This is a genomic window from Paenibacillus alginolyticus DSM 5050 = NBRC 15375 (genome assembly GCF_000422905.1).
GTDB lineage: Bacteria > Bacillota > Bacilli > Paenibacillales > NBRC-103111 > Paenibacillus_E > Paenibacillus_E alginolyticus.
Genome location: NZ_AUGY01000057.1, coordinates 1 through 16,799, shown reverse-complemented (window position 1 = coordinate 16,799; position 16,799 = coordinate 1). Strand labels below are relative to the sequence as shown.

Annotated in this window: 18 protein-coding genes and 1 riboswitch; of the genes, 9 read left to right on the top strand and 9 right to left on the bottom strand. The window is 47.1% G+C overall.

The features are described 5' to 3' along the window. Positions 1 to 11 precede the first annotated feature (11 nt). The 7 genes from G519_RS0123570 to G519_RS0123535 all read right to left on the bottom strand — a co-directional run bounded on the left by G519_RS0123570 (position 12) and on the right by G519_RS0123535 (position 7,388). Positions 12 to 623, bottom strand: coding sequence for a flavin reductase family protein (locus G519_RS0123570; RefSeq protein WP_029196790.1), 612 nt, complete (start codon positions 621 to 623; stop codon positions 12 to 14). Positions 624 to 653: 30 nt separating this feature from the next. Further along, positions 654 to 1,262: an alpha/beta hydrolase gene (locus G519_RS0123565; RefSeq protein WP_029196789.1), complete on the bottom strand. Its 609-nt coding sequence runs from the start codon at positions 1,260 to 1,262 to the stop codon at positions 654 to 656. After that, complete coding sequence (locus tag G519_RS0123560; RefSeq protein WP_029196788.1) at positions 1,259 to 2,215, bottom strand: ring-cleaving dioxygenase; 957 nt, start codon at positions 2,213 to 2,215, stop codon at positions 1,259 to 1,261. Before G519_RS0123560 ends, G519_RS0123565 begins: the two co-directional genes overlap by 4 nt. A 63-nt stretch (positions 2,216 to 2,278) precedes the next feature. Beyond that, complete coding sequence (locus tag G519_RS0123555) at positions 2,279 to 2,680, bottom strand: DoxX family protein (RefSeq protein WP_029196787.1); 402 nt, start codon at positions 2,678 to 2,680, stop codon at positions 2,279 to 2,281. 84 nt (positions 2,681 to 2,764) lie between these two features. Then, positions 2,765 to 3,208, bottom strand: a complete 444-nt coding sequence (locus tag G519_RS0123550; protein WP_029196786.1) for a MarR family winged helix-turn-helix transcriptional regulator — start codon at positions 3,206 to 3,208, stop codon at positions 2,765 to 2,767. A gap of 663 nt (positions 3,209 to 3,871) precedes the next feature. After that, positions 3,872 to 5,623 (bottom strand): ABC transporter ATP-binding protein, encoded by a 1,752-nt coding sequence (locus G519_RS0123540; protein WP_029196784.1) that lies wholly within the window; start codon positions 5,621 to 5,623, stop codon positions 3,872 to 3,874. Between the two features lie 22 nt (positions 5,624 to 5,645). Next, the gene (locus G519_RS0123535) at positions 5,646 to 7,388 is read right to left on the bottom strand and encodes an ABC transporter ATP-binding protein (protein ID WP_029196783.1); all 1,743 of its coding nucleotides are present in this window, start codon (positions 7,386 to 7,388) and stop codon (positions 5,646 to 5,648) included. 178 nt (positions 7,389 to 7,566) lie between these two features. On the opposite strand from G519_RS0123535, the gene G519_RS0123530 reads away from it, so the two are divergent. Together G519_RS0123530 and G519_RS50430 are read left to right on the top strand one after the other, a co-directional pair. Further along, the gene (locus tag G519_RS0123530) at positions 7,567 to 7,758 is read left to right on the top strand and encodes a hypothetical protein (RefSeq protein WP_029196782.1); all 192 of its coding nucleotides are present in this window, start codon (positions 7,567 to 7,569) and stop codon (positions 7,756 to 7,758) included. A 264-nt stretch (positions 7,759 to 8,022) separates the two neighbouring features. After that, on the top strand, positions 8,023 to 8,259 hold the full coding sequence (locus G519_RS50430; protein WP_127528006.1) for a hypothetical protein: 237 nt from the start codon (positions 8,023 to 8,025) through the stop codon (positions 8,257 to 8,259). 151 nt (positions 8,260 to 8,410) lie between these two features. Here the strand turns inward: G519_RS50430 and G519_RS44245 are convergent, their stop codons facing one another. Continuing rightward, positions 8,411 to 10,705, bottom strand: coding sequence for an EAL domain-containing protein (locus tag G519_RS44245; RefSeq protein ID WP_051253623.1), 2,295 nt, complete (start codon positions 10,703 to 10,705; stop codon positions 8,411 to 8,413). Between the two features lie 91 nt (positions 10,706 to 10,796). Then, positions 10,797 to 10,883, bottom strand: a riboswitch (cyclic di-GMP riboswitch). A 260-nt stretch (positions 10,884 to 11,143) separates the two neighbouring features. Between G519_RS44245 and G519_RS0123520 the strand changes: the two genes are divergently transcribed. The 6 genes from G519_RS0123520 (at position 11,144) to thrC (ending at position 14,852) form a co-directional block, all read left to right on the top strand. After that, positions 11,144 to 11,578 carry a hypothetical protein gene (locus tag G519_RS0123520; RefSeq protein ID WP_029196781.1) on the top strand — a complete coding sequence of 145 codons (435 nt, stop codon included), beginning with the start codon at positions 11,144 to 11,146 and terminating at the stop codon, positions 11,576 to 11,578. A gap of 202 nt (positions 11,579 to 11,780) precedes the next feature. Beyond that, on the top strand, positions 11,781 to 12,068 hold the full coding sequence (locus tag G519_RS0123515; RefSeq protein WP_036633673.1) for a hypothetical protein: 288 nt from the start codon (positions 11,781 to 11,783) through the stop codon (positions 12,066 to 12,068). Between the two features lie 91 nt (positions 12,069 to 12,159). After that, positions 12,160 to 12,564 carry an ArdC-like ssDNA-binding domain-containing protein gene (locus G519_RS52345; RefSeq protein ID WP_244280197.1) on the top strand — a complete coding sequence of 135 codons (405 nt, stop codon included), beginning with the start codon at positions 12,160 to 12,162 and terminating at the stop codon, positions 12,562 to 12,564. Then, entirely contained in the window at positions 12,539 to 12,889 is a 351-nt protein-coding gene (locus tag G519_RS52340) for a zincin-like metallopeptidase domain-containing protein (protein ID WP_244280196.1), read from the top strand. The genes G519_RS52345 and G519_RS52340 overlap by 26 nt, the downstream gene beginning before the upstream one ends. 66 nt (positions 12,890 to 12,955) lie before the next feature. Further along, positions 12,956 to 13,330, top strand: coding sequence for an LPD29 domain-containing protein (locus G519_RS44235; protein WP_051253622.1), 375 nt, complete (start codon positions 12,956 to 12,958; stop codon positions 13,328 to 13,330). 133 nt (positions 13,331 to 13,463) lie between these two features. After that, positions 13,464 to 14,852 carry a threonine synthase gene (gene thrC / locus G519_RS0123500; protein WP_029196779.1) on the top strand — a complete coding sequence of 463 codons (1,389 nt, stop codon included), beginning with the start codon at positions 13,464 to 13,466 and terminating at the stop codon, positions 14,850 to 14,852. A gap of 77 nt (positions 14,853 to 14,929) precedes the next feature. Here thrC and G519_RS0123495 read toward each other — a convergent pair whose 3' ends face one another. Further along, positions 14,930 to 15,589, bottom strand: coding sequence for a hypothetical protein (locus G519_RS0123495; RefSeq protein WP_029196778.1), 660 nt, complete (start codon positions 15,587 to 15,589; stop codon positions 14,930 to 14,932). Between the two features lie 245 nt (positions 15,590 to 15,834). Between G519_RS0123495 and G519_RS0123490 the strand changes: the two genes are divergently transcribed. After that, the gene (locus tag G519_RS0123490) at positions 15,835 to 16,341 is read left to right on the top strand and encodes a hypothetical protein (RefSeq protein WP_029196777.1); all 507 of its coding nucleotides are present in this window, start codon (positions 15,835 to 15,837) and stop codon (positions 16,339 to 16,341) included. The last annotated feature ends 458 nt before the right edge of the window (positions 16,342 to 16,799 follow it).

The window sequence follows — 16,799 nt, the reverse complement described above, 5'->3', positions numbered from 1 at the left end:
TATTTGTGGATTCAAACCGGACGATCCATTGCAAATTGTTCGCCCAATTTCGCATACGAGCTGCCGGCCAACCGACTGACGGGTTTAAGTCCAATCGCGTCAATATGACCGTTCTCATATAAGGACTCAGCGATATGAAACTGTACGACTCTCCCGATTAATAAATCGGCTGCAGGCGCATCATCTGTTCCGCCAAGCGTTATAACTTGTTCCAGGACACATTCCATGCGTATGCTCGCTTCGGCGATGCCCGGTACGACAATCTTGTCACTTGCGACTGGTGTTAGTCCAGCTAAAGCAACTTCGCTTTCATCCGGTGCTAGCGCAGCAGCGGTTTGATTGATCTGGTCGATATACGATTCGTCAGAGATATGAACGACGAAAGCTCCCGTATCGATGGCGTTTCGCGAAGTATCCTTGCGCACACCCTGCTTCCTCTGCACGGAGATAGCGACCATTGGAGGATTCGCCGTCACAATTGTAAAATAACTATACGGTGCTGCATTAAGCACACCCTCTGAAGATAGGGATGTTACAAATGCAATCGGCCTAGGAATTATACTGCCTATCATTAGCTTATAGTTTTCCCGCTCGCTTTGACTTGAGGGATCAATGGATCTCACAAAGCATCTCCCACCTTTACTAGACTCACCTCATGCCAAATTCGTCTTAAACCAAGTCCCTGCCGCTTCTACCTCTGAACGAGTCAACTGATGCCCTGCTTGTTCCCAGTGAACGGCAACGGTTGATCCCGCTTCACTTAACAGCTTCTGTAATTCCTCTGTCTCCTGCGGGGAGCAGATCGGATCGTTCTGACCCGCTCCGATAAAGACCGGAATACCTGAAAGATCTGGCAGTTGAATGCCTCGCAGCGGCACCATCGGATGATGGAGAATAGCGCCTCGCAGTGCATCCGGATAGTGGAATAAGAGGCTTCCGGCGATGTTTGCTCCGTTGGAATAGCCGATGGCTACGAGATTGTTGCGATCAAAGCCGTGTTCCGCAGCAGCTTCATCGAGGAAATCGTACAACTCCTTGGTACGGAAGATGAGATCCTCCTCATCAAAGATTCCCTCAGCCAGCCGGCGAAAAAACCGTGGCATGCCATGCTCAAGCACATTACCTCTGACGCTCAGCACCGACGATGTCGGTGAAATAGCCTGAGCTAGCGGCAGAAGATCACGTTCAGTGCCACCCGTGCCATGGAAAAGCACAAGTACCGGAGCCGTTATATCCGTTCCCTTTTGAAAGATATGTTTCATTGTTTTTTCGCCTCCAATACACGTACTTGAATTGGCGGAAGATTACGCACGATTTGGTCACGGCTCTCTTCGAACCATTCCGGCAGCATCAGTTTCTCACCTAGCGCCTCAGGCTCTTCATCACGTGCAAAGCCCGGAGGATCCGTTGCAATCTCAAAGAGTATGCCGCCTTCTTCACGGAAGTAGATCGCGTTAAAATATTGACGATCCACAATCGGCGTAGGTTGGAACCCATTCGACTGTACGTGGCTTCTCCATAGTGCATGCTCAGCATCATCTTTGGCGCGCCATGCAATGTGATGGACGGTACCCGCGCCTCCAGCTCCATAGGGCATCTGAGTTACATTAATATCTACGATGTTCCCCAAATCTCCGAAGGATTTGAATCGAGCGTAAGCTCCCTCTTGCCCTACTTTCTGCAGCCCCATAACCTGCTCTAGCAGCTGAGAAGTTTTGTCTGGTGCAGTGCTGTAGAGAACAGCGCCGCCGAAGCCTTTGATCGCTTTATCCGTTGGAATGCCGCCGAAAGACCATTGGCTAAGCGCTCCTTGCTCACGCTCTACGATTTCAAGTTTCAGACCATCTTTATCCTCGAATTGAAGGTATGTTTCTGTGAATCTTTGTGTTTTTTCAAAAGGAATATCGAATTGCCCTAGACGCTCTTCCCAGAATGACAGACTGCCTGTAGGAACAGCATACGTTGTGACTCCGACTTGACCGCCGCCGATATGTCCTTTGCGAGAGTGCGCCCATGGGAAGAAAGTGATGATTGTCCCCGGACTTCCCATTTCATTGCCGAAATACAGATGGTACACTTCAGGTGCGTCGAAGTTAATCGTTTTTTTGATCATCCGAAGTCCTAGAATCCCAGCATAAAAATCTACAGTTTCCTGTGCATTTTGAACGAAAGCTGTTATATGGTGAATACCTGCTGTTTGTTGTTGTTGTGTCATTGAATCCAACTCCTTTAGTTTAGTTTAATTATTCCATACCTGATTTAAAAGTATCAAAGATTATTAATTGAATAAAGCGTCGACGGAGTAAGCTCCTGCACCTGTGAATGCCACGCCTACCGCAATAGCAATCAGCAGCAAGTTGTATTCATAGCCGCCCGCTGTAGCCCAATAACCGTTCTTGCCGTGTACTTTGACAATTGCAACGACCATTGTCATAACGATGAGCAATGAAGCAATGACTGTACCTAATCCAGCAGCAAATAACGCACCGCCTACGAACTCCATGAGTCCTGCCATAACCGCCATAACAACACCGGGTTTAATGCCGATGGATTCCATCCAGCCGCCCGTTCCTTTCGGACCATAGCCTCCGAACCAACCAAACAACTTCTGTGCCCCATGCGCCACAAAGCTTAATCCAACAACCAAACGAATGATTAGTAATCCTAATGCGATACTCATTTCATATCTCCTCCATTTTAAGAATCTCTATTTAAAGATATATGATAAAAGGTTAAGCAGCTAACACCTCTAGGGAGGCGCAAACTACTTGAAACCATCCTGAGCAAACTTACCGAGCTTCTTCAACAATTGACTAGCTAATTTCTTCTCTTCTGCCGTAAGTCCAGCCACCGCTTTCTCAATGACCTTGGTATGCTCGGGAAATACCTCTTCAATAAACTGCTTCCCTTTTTCCGTAATTTCCGCAAAAATGAGCCTGCGGTCCTCAGTTGAGGTCTTTCGCTTTACGAACTCTTTCTTCTCCAGCTTATCTACAACATAGGTAATGTTCCCGCTGCTCATAAGCACCTTGCTGCCAATCTGTTGAATCGGCTGCGCACCTTTATGATAAAGGAGTTCGAGCACACCGAATTCTGTTCGATTTAAGCCATAATTCCGAATATCGCGGTCCCCATGGGCGTTGACCCATTCACTAGCTCTGGAGAGTGCAATATAGAGATCTAATGAATCATTTCTCTGTTCACTCATTTGGTTCACCTCATTTCTATTATCTTTTTGCTGTGTTGTGGTGTGGTGCGATTTGTTGCGTTGTGATTCTCTGTGGCGTGCCATGTTATGTTGCGAAATATTAATTTGTAATGTCTTGATTTAAAGATACTCTATTTAGAGATAGATGTCAATGGCTATTTTTAAAATATTGTACTCGTCTTTATCATGCTGCTTAAAGTGCGGTTGTATCCTCTTAAATAGTCCGAAATAGCAAGAATAGCTGGAGTCTAAGCCTATTTTGTCAAAGCATGTGTCGGTTTGAGGATGCCATTCATTTTGATTTATTGGATTACATTCTTGTTGGCGCGGTGGATGGAAATATATGAACAAGTTGATGCATCTTGTACAGCAAATTTGGCTTAAATGGGCTTCACAGCAAGTTTTGCTGCAAAAACTACAGCTAATCTATCCTAAACAAGTCGATCTGATTAAAAGATTACTTTTTTGCTGCACTTTTTGCAGGTTCTTTCTTAATAAAGGACTACACACCGGAAAATACATGCACTTTTTGCATCTTCATTTTTAACCAAAATGAACTGTGCAGGCAAATTGGCAAAAAAGAAGGCCTCCCCTATCGGGAAAGGCCTATCCTTTTACCACACGTCCTATGCTTCACTTATAGGCAGGCTTTATACGTCTAAGTCAGCCCACAACAGCCGACTCGCCCTTCTGAAGCTGATACATCTTCGCGTATCGGCCGCCAAGCGCCATCAGCGTCTCATGATTGCCACGCTCGGCAATCTCGCCGCGGTGCAGCACAAGAATCTGATCCGCATCACGGATCGTCGACAGCCTGTGCGCGATGACCAAGGTCGTGCGCCCTTCGCTGACGACTTTCAGCGCGCGCTGGATCAGCCCTTCCGTCTCACTGTCGATGCTGGCTGTCGCTTCATCCAAGATGAGAATCGACGGGTCGAAGGCCAGCGCTCGCGCGAACGAAATGAGTTGTCTTTGGCCGGAAGACAGGGTGCTTCCCCGCTCCACAACCTGCTCATCATAGCCATTAGGCAGCTGCTCAATGAAGGAGGATGCGCCTACATCGCTTAGTGCATTTTTCACGCGTTCCAGCGAAATCTCCTCATTATAGAGGCTAACATTGAATTTGATATCTCCAGCAAACAAGAACGGGTCCTGCAAAACAATGCCCATATGCTTGCGCAGCGCTTGCTTGGACATCCCCCGGATGTCGCGTCCATCAATCGTGATGCTGCCTTCATCCGGTTCATAAAAACCAAGCAGCAGGTTCATGATGGAGCTTTTGCCTGAGCCTGTATGTCCGACCAAGGCTACAGTTTCCCCTTTGCGAGCTTCGAAGGAAATATGCTTCAGCACGTTTTCCCCAGCTTTATAGGCAAAGGTTACGTCCTCGAACTTAACGACGCCTTCCGGGCGGCTGACCTTATCGGTTTTCTCTACCTCTTGGCCTTCCATGTCTAGGATGGTGAACACCTTATCCGCGGAAACAAAGGCTCTCTGCGCATTCGTCAACTGATCGAAGATCCCGATAATCGGCTGAAAGATCCGCCCCAGATAATCGATGAACGCATAAAACACCCCAAAAGAAATCACAGCCGTCAGCGATTCCCGGCCAAAATACCAAATGACCATAGCCGTCACCAGACTGCCGATGGTCCCCACAATATTACGAGAGGATAGGGAAAAAATGCGGAACTGCTTCAGCTGATTCACATAGCGGTCCTTGTTCAGCACTTCGAATTCCTCAAGCGTCACTTTCTCCCGGCGAAAGGCTTGAATAATGGGCATAACCACGATCGATTCGTTAATCATCGCGTTCATATCACTCAACCGCGCACGCATAATGGTGATGAAGATTTTCGAATATTTTAAGTGAACGACCATAATTAATGCGAAGATTGGCGGCAGCACCAAGCAAAAAAGTGCAAGATGCCAATCCAGAATGAATAAAGCTACGAAGATGCCGGTTAGCTGCATCATGCTCACGACGAACGTAGCCATGAAGCTCATGAATAAATCGCGGATCGCCTCGGTATCGTTCGCAATTCGGGATACAACCTGCCCGATCGGCGTGTTATCGAAATAGCGCAGCGAAATGCGCTGAATGTGCTGCATTAAGTCCATGCGCATGTTTTTGATGATTTGCAAAGCCGTAGATTGGAGCAAATAGGCTTGCGAGAAATTACAAATGCTTGCTATGAGGAGCAAGCCCATATAGAGACCAAGCAGCTTAAGTACAGGCGCCATCGTGTGTGTACCTGTAGACAAATGCTGATCGATAATGGTTTTAGTTATATAAGGTCCGCCCAGCTCGGCGCCCACTGCGCAGCATAGAATGAGCAGTGCGCCGAGAATCCTGAACTTATAGACGAGTGCATACGAAATCAGCCTTCTCGCCGTGGACGGTTTCTGCATCATGTCGTCCTCCCTTCTTTGTTGGTCATTCTTCCAAGCTCGCTTCCATTTGTTGACGCTCCCACTGCTCACGGTACCAGCCGCCGAACAGCATCAGCTCTTCGTGGGTACCCTCTTCGACGATTCGCCCCTCATCCAGGACGAGGATCCAATTCGCGTGGCTCACAGCTGAGAGTCGGTGCGTGCTGATCAATGTCGTTCTGCCTGCTCGTTCCTTGCGGATATGCTGGAGAATACGGCTTTCCGTCCGCGCATCGACGGCGGATAACGAGTCATCGAGCAGCAGGATTTCCGAATCGATCAGAAGGGCTCTAGCAATCGCCAGACGCTGCTTCTGTCCACCGGACAGCATAACGCCATTTTCGCCGACAATTGTTGCTAGGCCTTCCGGCATTTGCTCGATATCTTGGGTAAAAGAGGCCATCTCTATGGCTCGCGCAATCTCTTCCGGCGAAGCATCGTGCTTACCCAGTGCGACGTTGTCGCGAATGGATTTCGACAGCAGCAGATGCTCCTGCGGAACGTAGGCAACCCAGCGCTTCACCTGATCCAAGGCGATTCTCTCAATCGGCACGCCTGAAACCAGCAGCTTGCCTGGTTCAATCGGGAATTGCCGCAGCAGCTGCTTCAGCAGCGTGCTTTTGCCGCTACCCGTACGGCCTACAATCCCTAGCGTCTGCCCTCTTTCTAATTGGAAAGAAACGTTGACTAGACTTGGATGGTTGGCAGTCGGATACGTAAAGGTTAGCCCCTGCATCTCGATACGTTCCGGTACACTCACTGCAATCGGCGCATCGACATCAACAATATCCGCTTTCTGCGTCAGCGCTGTGTCCAAACGGTCAGCTGAGGCACTTCCGCGCTGCAGGACATTAATAAACTCGCCGAAAGAAATCATCGGCCAGATCAGCATACCTAGGTATATATTAAATGAAATCAGCTGACCCAACGTGATCTCATCATGAAAGACCATATAAGAGCCATAGCCAATGCCTATCGAATAACTCAGACCGACAATCAACGAGGTAAGCGGCTGAAAAAGCGCATTCAGCATGGATACGCGTTTATTCTTATTCATCACTTCTGACGTCACTTTATCGAAGGCGACTAGATCATGATCTTCCTGAACATAAGAACGAATCACACGAATACCGGAGATGGACTCAAGGGCATGATCATTCATTTGACCGAAAGAGGCCTGCGCAGCAAGGAAGCGCACTCTCACTTTTTGACCCAGCTTACTAATCACCAAGGCTAGAAAAGGCAGAGGAATCAGCGCCGCAATCATTAATTTGAAGCTAATTAGGGAAATCATAGTAATAATGACGACGGATGCTCCTACCAACGTGTGAACGAGTGTCATAACGCCGTAACCAGATGTCTGGCCAATAGCAAGCACATCATTCGTAGCTAATGCCATTAACTGACCCGTGCTGTTGCGTTGGAAGAAAGCCGGTGTCATTTTCGTCAGATGAGCCAGTAAACGCCCTCTGAGCACTTTCTCAACGAGTGCCGAATTGCCGAATAAGGTCGTGATCCAAATATAAGTAAATACATATAATAGGAGAGACAAGCCTACAAGCAGAAGGACAGTCTGACTTAAACTAGATGCCGTTAAATTCCCGCTGCGAATCTGGTCAATTGTATTCCCTATCATTTTAGGCGGAATCGTCGCCAATAAATTCACACAAATCATTAAGCTAATTGCAAGCACGTAGTATTTCCATCTTTCTTTGAAAAACCACCGCAATTTGATTACAAAAGACACGGTTTCCACCCCTTTCCATTTTTAGCTAAGATTGATTTTATAGTTTAAGCCAATTGAAGTCTACTTATTAAGTTGTTTTTAACGAAACTTTCCGTTCACCTGCAACATTCTGGAAAATGCGTTCGTTTAAGAAGACAGACTATCCTACACAACTTACATACAGGAAGGAATTACAACCATGAATCGCACAATGAAAAAGAGCCTAGCTATTCTATCCTTATCCGCCATGATGACGACGGGCGCAGCATATGCTGCAACGAATGAAACTGCCCAAACGACTACGATTATGCCTGTCACCACACAAGCTGCTTCAGCGGCTATTTCTGTTCAAGTCAATGGAGGAGCCCTTTCCGAGAAGCTGCTTATTTAATCATTATAAAGTTCTCCTTCCATAAATGATCGAAAAATTTCATACATATTCCGTTTGGGACAGTCCCTTTGGGGCTGTTTTTTTGTTTGCTTAAGCATGTTGTCCTGGCTTAAGCCAGGGCAGGGTTTGGAAAGGGAAGTCTAATCCCCCGGTTCAGCGTCCCTAAATCCCAAGCGACCCCGGCAAAATCGTCCGGGTTCCATTGGGATTCTTAACGGGACTCGCAGGGAAGCAAGGGCTTTTGAAGGCACCGCTCACCCATCATTGCCATTTCGCTATCGCTTCGCTGCAGCTGCATGGCAAACATGGGCTACGAAGCCAAGGCAGCGCATGATGAATCCATTCCGCTATCGCTGCATGTCTTCATCATGCGTTAGTGCAGCCGGTTCTTTCCTCGATGCAAACCGTTTGCAAGCCGGGATCTGCGAAGGGATGAACAGTTTAGGACACGGGATCAAAGCCCCACAGGCAGAGACGTTCTACCTCGGTTACCGCAACTAAACCTCCTCTTAAAGACAAAAGAGGTCAACCAGTAAAAACTGGCTAACCTCATAGTATAGTTTAGGATCAATTGCGGTGAACGTAAACATATGTTTTGTACATAAAAGGGGTCTCAATATTTCCATTATGGCAGGCATATGTTTTTTGTATTTTATTTCCCAAAATTCTGGTACAAAATCTCATCAAATTCTGCGAGTGGCAATGGCTTGTTGAACAGATACCCCTGCACCTCATCGCAACCTATTTCTCGAAGCTTCTCCAATTGCTCCATGTTCTCGACTCCCTCGGCAATGACCTTCAAGTTCAAGTTATGTGCGAGAGTGACAATTGTGGATACGATAGCCGCATCGCCCAGATCCCGAGTGATATCATCAATAAAGGATTTATCTACTTTTAATTGATGAATCGGCAGTTTTTTTAAGTAATTAAGAGAACTGTAACCCGTTCCGAAATCATCGACGCTGATTCTGAGTCCAATCTTTCTAAGTTCCTGCAAAATCCGCAGCGCTTTTTCAATGTCCATCGCCATGCCCTCGGTAATCTCCAGTTCCAGAAGCCCTGGGTCGATGCCGGATCGTTCGATCATGCTGCGGATCGTTTGGACGATTGTTTCCTCGCGGAACTGTTTGACGGATAAATTGACACTGACCGGGAACCTGTAACCTAGGTTTTGCCAAACGGCGATCTGTTTGCATACTTGCTCAAGCACCCACTCACCAATTGATTTAATGAGTCCGAACTCTTCGGCAATCGGAATGAATTTCGCAGGGGAGACTTGTCCCAATTTGGGATGTTTCCAGCGAATAAGTGCTTCTGCACCGATCAGCCTGCTGTCCGATATATTGTATTTAGGCTGATAGAAGACGCTGAACTCGTCATTTTCGAGCGCTTTTTGCAGACCGTTTTGCAGGTGATAACGTTCTATATCGAGGGTTGATTCTTGGAGATTGTGATATTTGTGCCCATTACGTGATTCTTTAGCCAAAAACATGGCTTGATCAGCATAATTCATAAGCATATCAACGTCGGTTCCGTCATCCGGGTAGACGGAAATCCCAATGCTCGCAGTAACGATGAAATCCACACCGTCCAATAGAAACGGTTCATGAAACAACTTCTCTATCCGAGCGATCATGTCTTTCAAGTGATCGCCCGACTTTATTCCGTTCACGATGAGTGTGAACTCGTCTCCACCCATTCTTGCAACGGTATGTTGTGTTTGATCAAATTCACCGAGAAGACGTGCACCCACGGAAATGAGAAAGAGGTCTCCCGCATAATGTCCCATGGTATCGTTAATATTTTTAAACTTGTCCATATCCAGATAGACAACACCGAATTTTTCATTGTGTTTGGTTGCGTTTGTTGCCGCTTCCTTTAGACGTTGCCTGAACATACGCCTGTTTGGCAGGCCCGTTAGTTCATCGTGATAGGCCAGAAATTCAATTCTTTTCTGGTCGCTCACTCGTTTGGTTATATCGATATTCACGCCATCTAGCCTAACTACTGTGCCTTCATCGTCTTTAACGGGGACGATCCGGGTTTGGATATACCCGATTGAACCGTCAGGTTTATAGTAGCGAAAGTCGTAGATGAATAAATTTGTTTCCGATATTCTTGCAAAACTCTCATCAAAAGCAGGCAGATCTTCTGGAAGGGCTAGTTCCCGCCAGCGATCCGGGCTGATGTCATTTTCTTCAGAAGGGATTCCAAACATTTTTTTGTAAGCTTCGGAAACAAAAAGCATTTTATCTTCCTTAACGTCATACGACCAGATACCCGTATCTATGGAATTTAATATATTATGAAGCTGGGCTCTTGTTATGGCTAATTCGTTGTATTTTTTGTTGCGCTCGGTGATATCCCTGCCGATATATAATATGGCATCAAACCCGTTATAATTGATGGGCTGACTAGAATATTCCACTTCAATTTCAATGCCGTCCCTCCCGGTAACCCGATGTAATTCTGTACCTGAGGTTTGGCCCACGACTGGCTCTCTGTTTGGGGAAGGTGCTGCAAAAATGGAGTCGGTTGCGGGACGCCCGATTAACTCCTCTTTGCTGGAAACTCGGAGCAATTGTGCAGCAGCATCATTGATATATTGGACTTTTCCTTGTGATTCAATGAGCACGAAATCCGGGAGGGCATCCATCAACATGCGGTGACGGGACTCACTCTCCATAATTTCTAATAAGTGGCGGCGGGTCTGCTCGGTATCCCTTTTATAAAACTGGATAAAAGCAAAGATTAAGGGGACGGCGACCAGTATCTGTTCGCCAATGATAAACGCAACTTCCCATTCGACGAAACGAGATTTATGAATAAACTCGTGGATATATTGATTATGAATGTATTCAAAAATAAAGTCAGCGACCACATAAATAAAGATTAAGGATATAAGGAGTTTAGTGATTCTTTGCTGTTTAATCTTAGATGTATTCAATCTTTCACCTCTTAATTAGGATGGGTAAACAGAAAAACGGCCACTCGAAGGGAGTGACCGGTGTTTCCTATAAAGGAAATCGAGGTTTCAATTCGGCGACTCGGCTGCCCTTGGAGAATATCCGGTAGGGCCCGTAGTTTTGCGTCCTTATCTTTCAATAAGTTTGCCTTTTTCGATATTATCCTATTATAAGCAGATCAAATGTACATTTCAACAATATCCGATAAATTTCGACAATTTGGAAGCAACTTATTTCCGAATGATCGACCAATTTCATATGTAAGCCGTCAGGGACAGTCCATTTTAGGGCTGTTTTTTTTATTTGCTTAAGCATGTTGTCCTGGCTTAAGCCAGGGCAGGGTTTGGAAATGGAAGTCTAATCCCCCGGTTCAGCGTCCCTAAATCCCAAGCGACCCGGGAACAAGCGTCCGGGTTCCATTGGGATTCTTAACGGAACTCGCAGGGAAGCAATGGCTTTTAAAGCGCAGCTCACCCATCATTGCCATTCCGCTATCGCTTCGCTGCCGCTGCATGGCAAACATGGCTTACGATGCCAAGGCAGCGCATCATGAATCCATTCCGCTGTCGCTGCATGTTTTCAACATGCGCAAGTGCAGCCGGTCCTTCCTCGATGCAAACCGTTTGCAAGCCGGGATCTACGAAGCGGAAGGTTCGCCCTCGCAGACGTTATCCCGCGTGCCGCCTTGCGTACTTACGCTTTTCAAAGAAGACATTCGTCTTACCGTATCCATCCGGTCGCATGGAATCATACCGAACCTCTCCGCGCAAGGCGAAAAAAGTTTTTTGAGAAAAACGCTCAAAAAACTTTTTGTCGTCCCTTCGGGCAACCTTGCGCTGCGAGAACCGATATGATCCAAAATCTGCGACGGCTACGGTATAACGAATGATTATGTTCTTTGAAAACTCCATACCGCAAGGCGAGGGCAGCATCACAAGCAAACTGCTCAAAAACCTTAAAACCTTCCGCTCAAACGCCGCTAGGGCTGACCGGCAAACGGTTCCCGAATAGGGTTGAAAGGAAAAAAAACAAGCTTGAAAGGAGGTGAGAAACAAGATGGCACAAGACGACATTTTCGTTAAAAAATTTCCGCTTGGGCAAGTGGTCGCGACTCCCGGCGTTTTGGAAGCGACGACCGAGCTAGACCGGGTTTCAGCGCTTGTCAGGCATCAGAGCGGCGATTGGGGCGAACTTAGCGACGAGGACACCGAGAGCAATAACGAAGCCTTACAAAACGGCTTCCGGCTTCTGTCGGCGTACACCAGCGAGGGCGGCGTTACCTTTTGGATCATCACCGAGCATGACCGCAGCGTAACCACGTTTTTACTGCCGGAAGAATATTAAAGGCCGAGCTGCTTAAGGGAGCAGGTTCGGCCGGGGCGAAGAATTGGATCCCTTCGCCCCTCCATTATACCACATAAGGGAGAGGGAACCCATGAGCGAAAAAATTTACGAAATGATAACCAATCGCATGATTGAACTGCTGGAAAAAGGCGTTGTGCCTTGGCGCGTGGGCGCGGCGGTGAACTGGAAAAATCAAAAGCCCTATCGGGGCATTAATACGCTGCTACTGGAGCCGGGCGAGTATGCCAGCTTTAAACAGGTAACGGAAGCCGGGGGAACGGTCAAGAAGGGCGAAAAAGGGCATATCGTCGTCTTTTGGACGTGGCTGGAGAAAGAGGACGACGACAGCGACAAGCCGGTGAAAATCCCGTTTCTGCGCTACTACAATTTGTGCCGGTTACAAGGACGCGCCGCCTGTTTTATTCGCTTCCGGCCGGGCCTTCTACCGACCGGCACAGGATGTTGTCAGCGTGCCGCCGCTATGCGATTACGCTAGGCCCGAGGAATATTACAGCACGTTATTTCATGAACACGTTCACAGCACCGGCCACAAAAACCGTTTGGACCGTTCGGGCATTACGGAGTTGGCCGCGTTCGGGGATGAAAGCTACAGCAAAGAGGAACTTGTCGCGGAGATCGGCGCGGCCATGTTATGCGGCGTTGCCGGGATTGATAACACGACCATGGAAAACAGCGCGGCGTATGTGGGGAGCTGGCTGCGGCGGCTGAAGGATGATAAAAAGCTGATCGTCCAAGCCGCAGGACAAGCGCAGAAGGCCGCGGATTACATTTTAGGCGTGGCGTTCGACGAAGCCGGATAAACGAGAAAAGCAGCCGGGAACCTAGCGGTTCCCGGTCCACTCCAAAAAAGAAAGGAAGATCCAAGCATGATAAACGAAACCGGAAAAGAAACGGCGCAGAAGATCCGCAAGGCATTAAAGCAGACGTTCCCCATAATCAAATTTTCCGTCCGGTCCTACTTTGACAGCGTTCATGTGACCTGGGAGGATGGACCGCTAGAAGCTGCCGTATATCGCCTTTTGCAGCGGTTTGAGAGCTACGAAACGCGGCGGATCGGCCCGAATGATCGGCTGGTCGCGGTCGGTTACGAATGGGAGGGACAGCGGATCGTCGGCGCACAATGGATCAATGCCAAGCGGTCCTTTTCGGAAGAACGGCGCAGGCTGGTCGAAAACCGGATGATGGAAAAGGGCATCCGCATGCTAGATGCCAAGGTTCCGGATCTTATGCTGAAAGAATAGGTTAATACTATTAACATATCGAAGAACCTTCCATCTTAGGAAGGTTTTTTTGCCCATTTGTAAAGTATCTACACTGTCCAAATGGTCTGTTTTTTGATACAATAACTGAAAATTCAATCGTAAGGGGACTCATATGGAATACATTAGCACTCGCGGAAAAGTAGAACCCATCGGCTTCATCGACGCCATCTTGATGGGATTGGCAGACGACGGCGGTTTACTTGTTCCTAAGCATATCCCACAATTATCGGCAGACACGTTACAGAAGTGGCAAAAGCTTTCCTACTCGGAGTTGGCTCTTGAAATCTTCTCGCTATATGTGAATAACGAAATTCCGCGCAATGAGCTGAAGCAGCTTGTTGACGACAGCTATGCAACCTTTCGGGATGAGGCTGTAACACCGGTCAAACGTCTGAACGACGGCACGTATGTGCTGGAATTGTTCCACGGACCTACTTTTGCTTTCAAAGACATTGCTCTGCAATTCTTAGGCAATCTCTACTCGTACGTTTCTCGCAAAACGAATTCGATTATCCATATTCTCGGAGCAACTTCAGGGGATACAGGGGCTTCGGCAATTGAAGGCGTGCGCGGCAAAGAAGGCATCCGAATCTGTATTCTTCACCCCCACGGGAAGGTCAGCAAGGTTCAAGAGCTGCAGATGACTACCGTAGACGATGCGAATGTGCTGAATCTTTCCGTTGAAGGCACTTTCGACGACTGCCAACGTATTATCAAGGAGCTGTTCGCCGACGTCGAGTTCAAGCACCGCTACCATTTGCGCGCGATTAACTCGATCAACATTGCCCGCATTTTGGCACAAACGGTATATTACTTCTATGCTTACTTCCAATTAGCGAACAATAATCAGGCTGAAAAGGTCAATTTCAGTGTACCGACAGGTAACTTCGGTGATATCTTCGCTGGCTATTTGGCACAGAAAATGGGCCTTCCTATCCATAAACTCATTCTTGCGACGAATGAAAATAATATTCTAGAGCGTTTCGTACAGGACGGCATCTACCAACCAGGAGCATTCCGCGGAACACACAGTCCTTCCATGGATATTCAAGTGGCTAGCAACTTCGAGCGCTACTTGTTCTACCTCTATGGCGAAGACGCGCAAGCTGTTTCGGCGATCATGGATCAATTCAAGGCTGAAGGCCGCGTTGTTATTCCTGCCGACAAGCTGCAAGCCGTGCAAGCCGACTTTGCTGCCTATGGCGTGCAGAACGACGAGTGCCTAGATACAATCAGCGAATACTATGAGAAATATGCGTATCTGCTTGATCCGCATACAGCTTGCGGGGTAGCCGCTGCCGACAAGCTCGCCGTGGACGGCGAAGTGACGGTTGCTCTTTCGACCGCTCATCCGGCCAAATTCGATGAGTCCATCCGTTTGCGCAGCATTGAGCAGACTTATCCGCAGCAAATTCAAGCGCTGTTCAACAAGCCGCAGTTCCAGACGGTTGTTGGCGGTACGAATGATGAGATCAAAGATCAACTCGTTAAGTTTTTCTAATGATGCGAAGAAGCCCCGAAGACGATTGTCTTCGAGGCTTTTTATTTTCACAGCACATTCGAGCGCTTGCTATCCTATTACTTAAACTTTTTAGGAAATTGCTTAATAATCCCGTCTGAAAGAAAATCAGCAAACATAATCGTATGCTCCTCGCCTTGATCGAACGCAGCAATATCGGCATCCCAATCCTTTTTGATCCTAGCTGACACATTATTAGTAAACAATTGCAAGTGACCATATAAAAAATCTTGCAGTGTTTTCATGGGCCAATTCGGGTTTGCCTTGCTGAGAAATGCGGCAATATCATCGGCATTACTATACCATTCCTTATTATACTTCTCATAATCAGACGCATTACCGCCTTTAGCTGCAGCTATAACTTTACCCGCTAGGACGATATGCTCTGTCAACAGTTCTCCTAACTTATTACCCATCGCTTCCCCATAATACGGTTTTATCGCATTTCCGATATCCTTCTGGTTCTTGAGCAGTCTTGCCAGCACTTTCTCTTGATCTTCTAGACCGGCAAGCGTGCTTACGAGATAGCTTCTCGCCCATACACCATGCTGGAGCCATAGCTTTTTTAGGTCGCCTTTCAGCTTTACCATGGATTGGCTGTAACAATGCATTTTTACGACAGGTCTTTCGTCCACTAGCTTAGCCTCTGCTCTGAGAGGAACAACACTTAAGGCAATGGACAACGATAGCAACGTTACCTTTAGCAACTTGCCTTGCATCAACATCTCTCCTTTTAGCATAAATGGTGCACTGTTCCTTTTATTGTGTGCTTGTGGACTTTTTTCATTCATGCTTCCAAACAAAGGAAAGATGACGTCAACGCAGAAAAGGAAGGCCATAACGGAGAAAAAAATCAGTCTTCCGACCGATACCCTCCTCCCCCTGAGTAGGAAGACACTTTTTCCATGTCATGATATCCTTAAACTAATTGTGAGAATAACGTTTAGGAGTGAGCATGTTGAATCTGAATCGCAGCGCCTTTCTGGGCCCTATATTGATTATCTTAGGTGTTTTTATGTTTCTAAAAGGTGACAATACGTTCAATGCCGGTACCATTTTCGAGTATTTCTGGCCTACTTTATTTGTCATACCCGTTGGCGTGTTTTTCCACTGGTTATACTTCTTCATCCTGCAGCAGCGGGGTGTTGGCGTGCTTGTCCCAGGGGGGCTTCTCCTAACGACCGGCATCATCTGCCAAATCTCCATGCTGTTCGATATCTGGCACCTTATGTGGCCTGGATTCATGCTGGCTGTTGCTGTGGGTTTATTCGAACTGTATTGGTTCGGGGGACGAAATAAATGGTTGCTCATCCCGATTAATATTCTAACCGTCATGTCCCTTTTGTTCTTCGCCATTTTCTCCATAGGGTCTATTTTCAGCATGGTTTTCCACAACCAACCGATCATTGCCATCGTTCTCATCATAGCTGGCGGCTTGATGATGATTACGCGTAATCGGAAATCAATGTAATCTATCGAGAGAAGGATTACCCCCCTCCTTTTGGACGAGAGTGTTGTGCGGTGCGGTCAATGTCGAGAAAGTTTATTTGAAGACGCAAGCTACTATCTTTAAAAAATGGCTTGCTCCAAGTCACATTGGGTCCAAGCTCCTAGGTAATCGAAAAGTTGTATTTTGTACATTACCGATGCAAAATAGCTGACATGATCAGTAAGTCTTCACGTATAAATACAATTACTTAAATATATTGTATTTATTACCATTTTGTTTTTCTGGGTACAAGCCAAAAAAGTAAAGACTACAGAAAATGACGCGTTTTTACCATTAATTTACATTTTATTCTTGTGTCTCCGCTATTCTCTCACTATGATGCGCTGTGAACTTAGCCGTTCTTTTGTCTTGCTCGTCTTCTGTCGACCCTTTGAAGTTCTACTTGGCGGGCGAAAGACAGCATTTACAAAGTTAGACCA

Coding starts and splice junctions, on each gene's coding strand:
- G519_RS0123550 (WP_029196786.1), bottom strand. CDS start 3,208: ATGAGTGAACAGAGAAATGATTCATTAGATCTCTATATTGCACTCTCC.
- G519_RS0123540 (WP_029196784.1), bottom strand. CDS start 5,623: ATGATGCAGAAACCGTCCACGGCGAGAAGGCTGATTTCGTATGCACTC.
- G519_RS44235 (WP_051253622.1), top strand. CDS start 12,956: ATGATAAACGAAACCGGAAAAGAAACGGCGCAGAAGATCCGCAAGGCA.
- G519_RS0123495 (WP_029196778.1), bottom strand. CDS start 15,589: ATGCAAGGCAAGTTGCTAAAGGTAACGTTGCTATCGTTGTCCATTGCC.
- G519_RS0123515 (WP_036633673.1), top strand. CDS start 11,781: ATGGCACAAGACGACATTTTCGTTAAAAAATTTCCGCTTGGGCAAGTG.
- thrC (WP_029196779.1), top strand. CDS start 13,464: ATGGAATACATTAGCACTCGCGGAAAAGTAGAACCCATCGGCTTCATC.
- G519_RS0123560 (WP_029196788.1), bottom strand. CDS start 2,215: ATGACACAACAACAACAAACAGCAGGTATTCACCATATAACAGCTTTC.
- G519_RS0123565 (WP_029196789.1), bottom strand. CDS start 1,262: ATGAAACATATCTTTCAAAAGGGAACGGATATAACGGCTCCGGTACTT.
- G519_RS0123530 (WP_029196782.1), top strand. CDS start 7,567: ATGAATCGCACAATGAAAAAGAGCCTAGCTATTCTATCCTTATCCGCC.
- G519_RS0123555 (WP_029196787.1), bottom strand. CDS start 2,680: ATGAGTATCGCATTAGGATTACTAATCATTCGTTTGGTTGTTGGATTA.
- G519_RS52345 (WP_244280197.1), top strand. CDS start 12,160: ATGAGCGAAAAAATTTACGAAATGATAACCAATCGCATGATTGAACTG.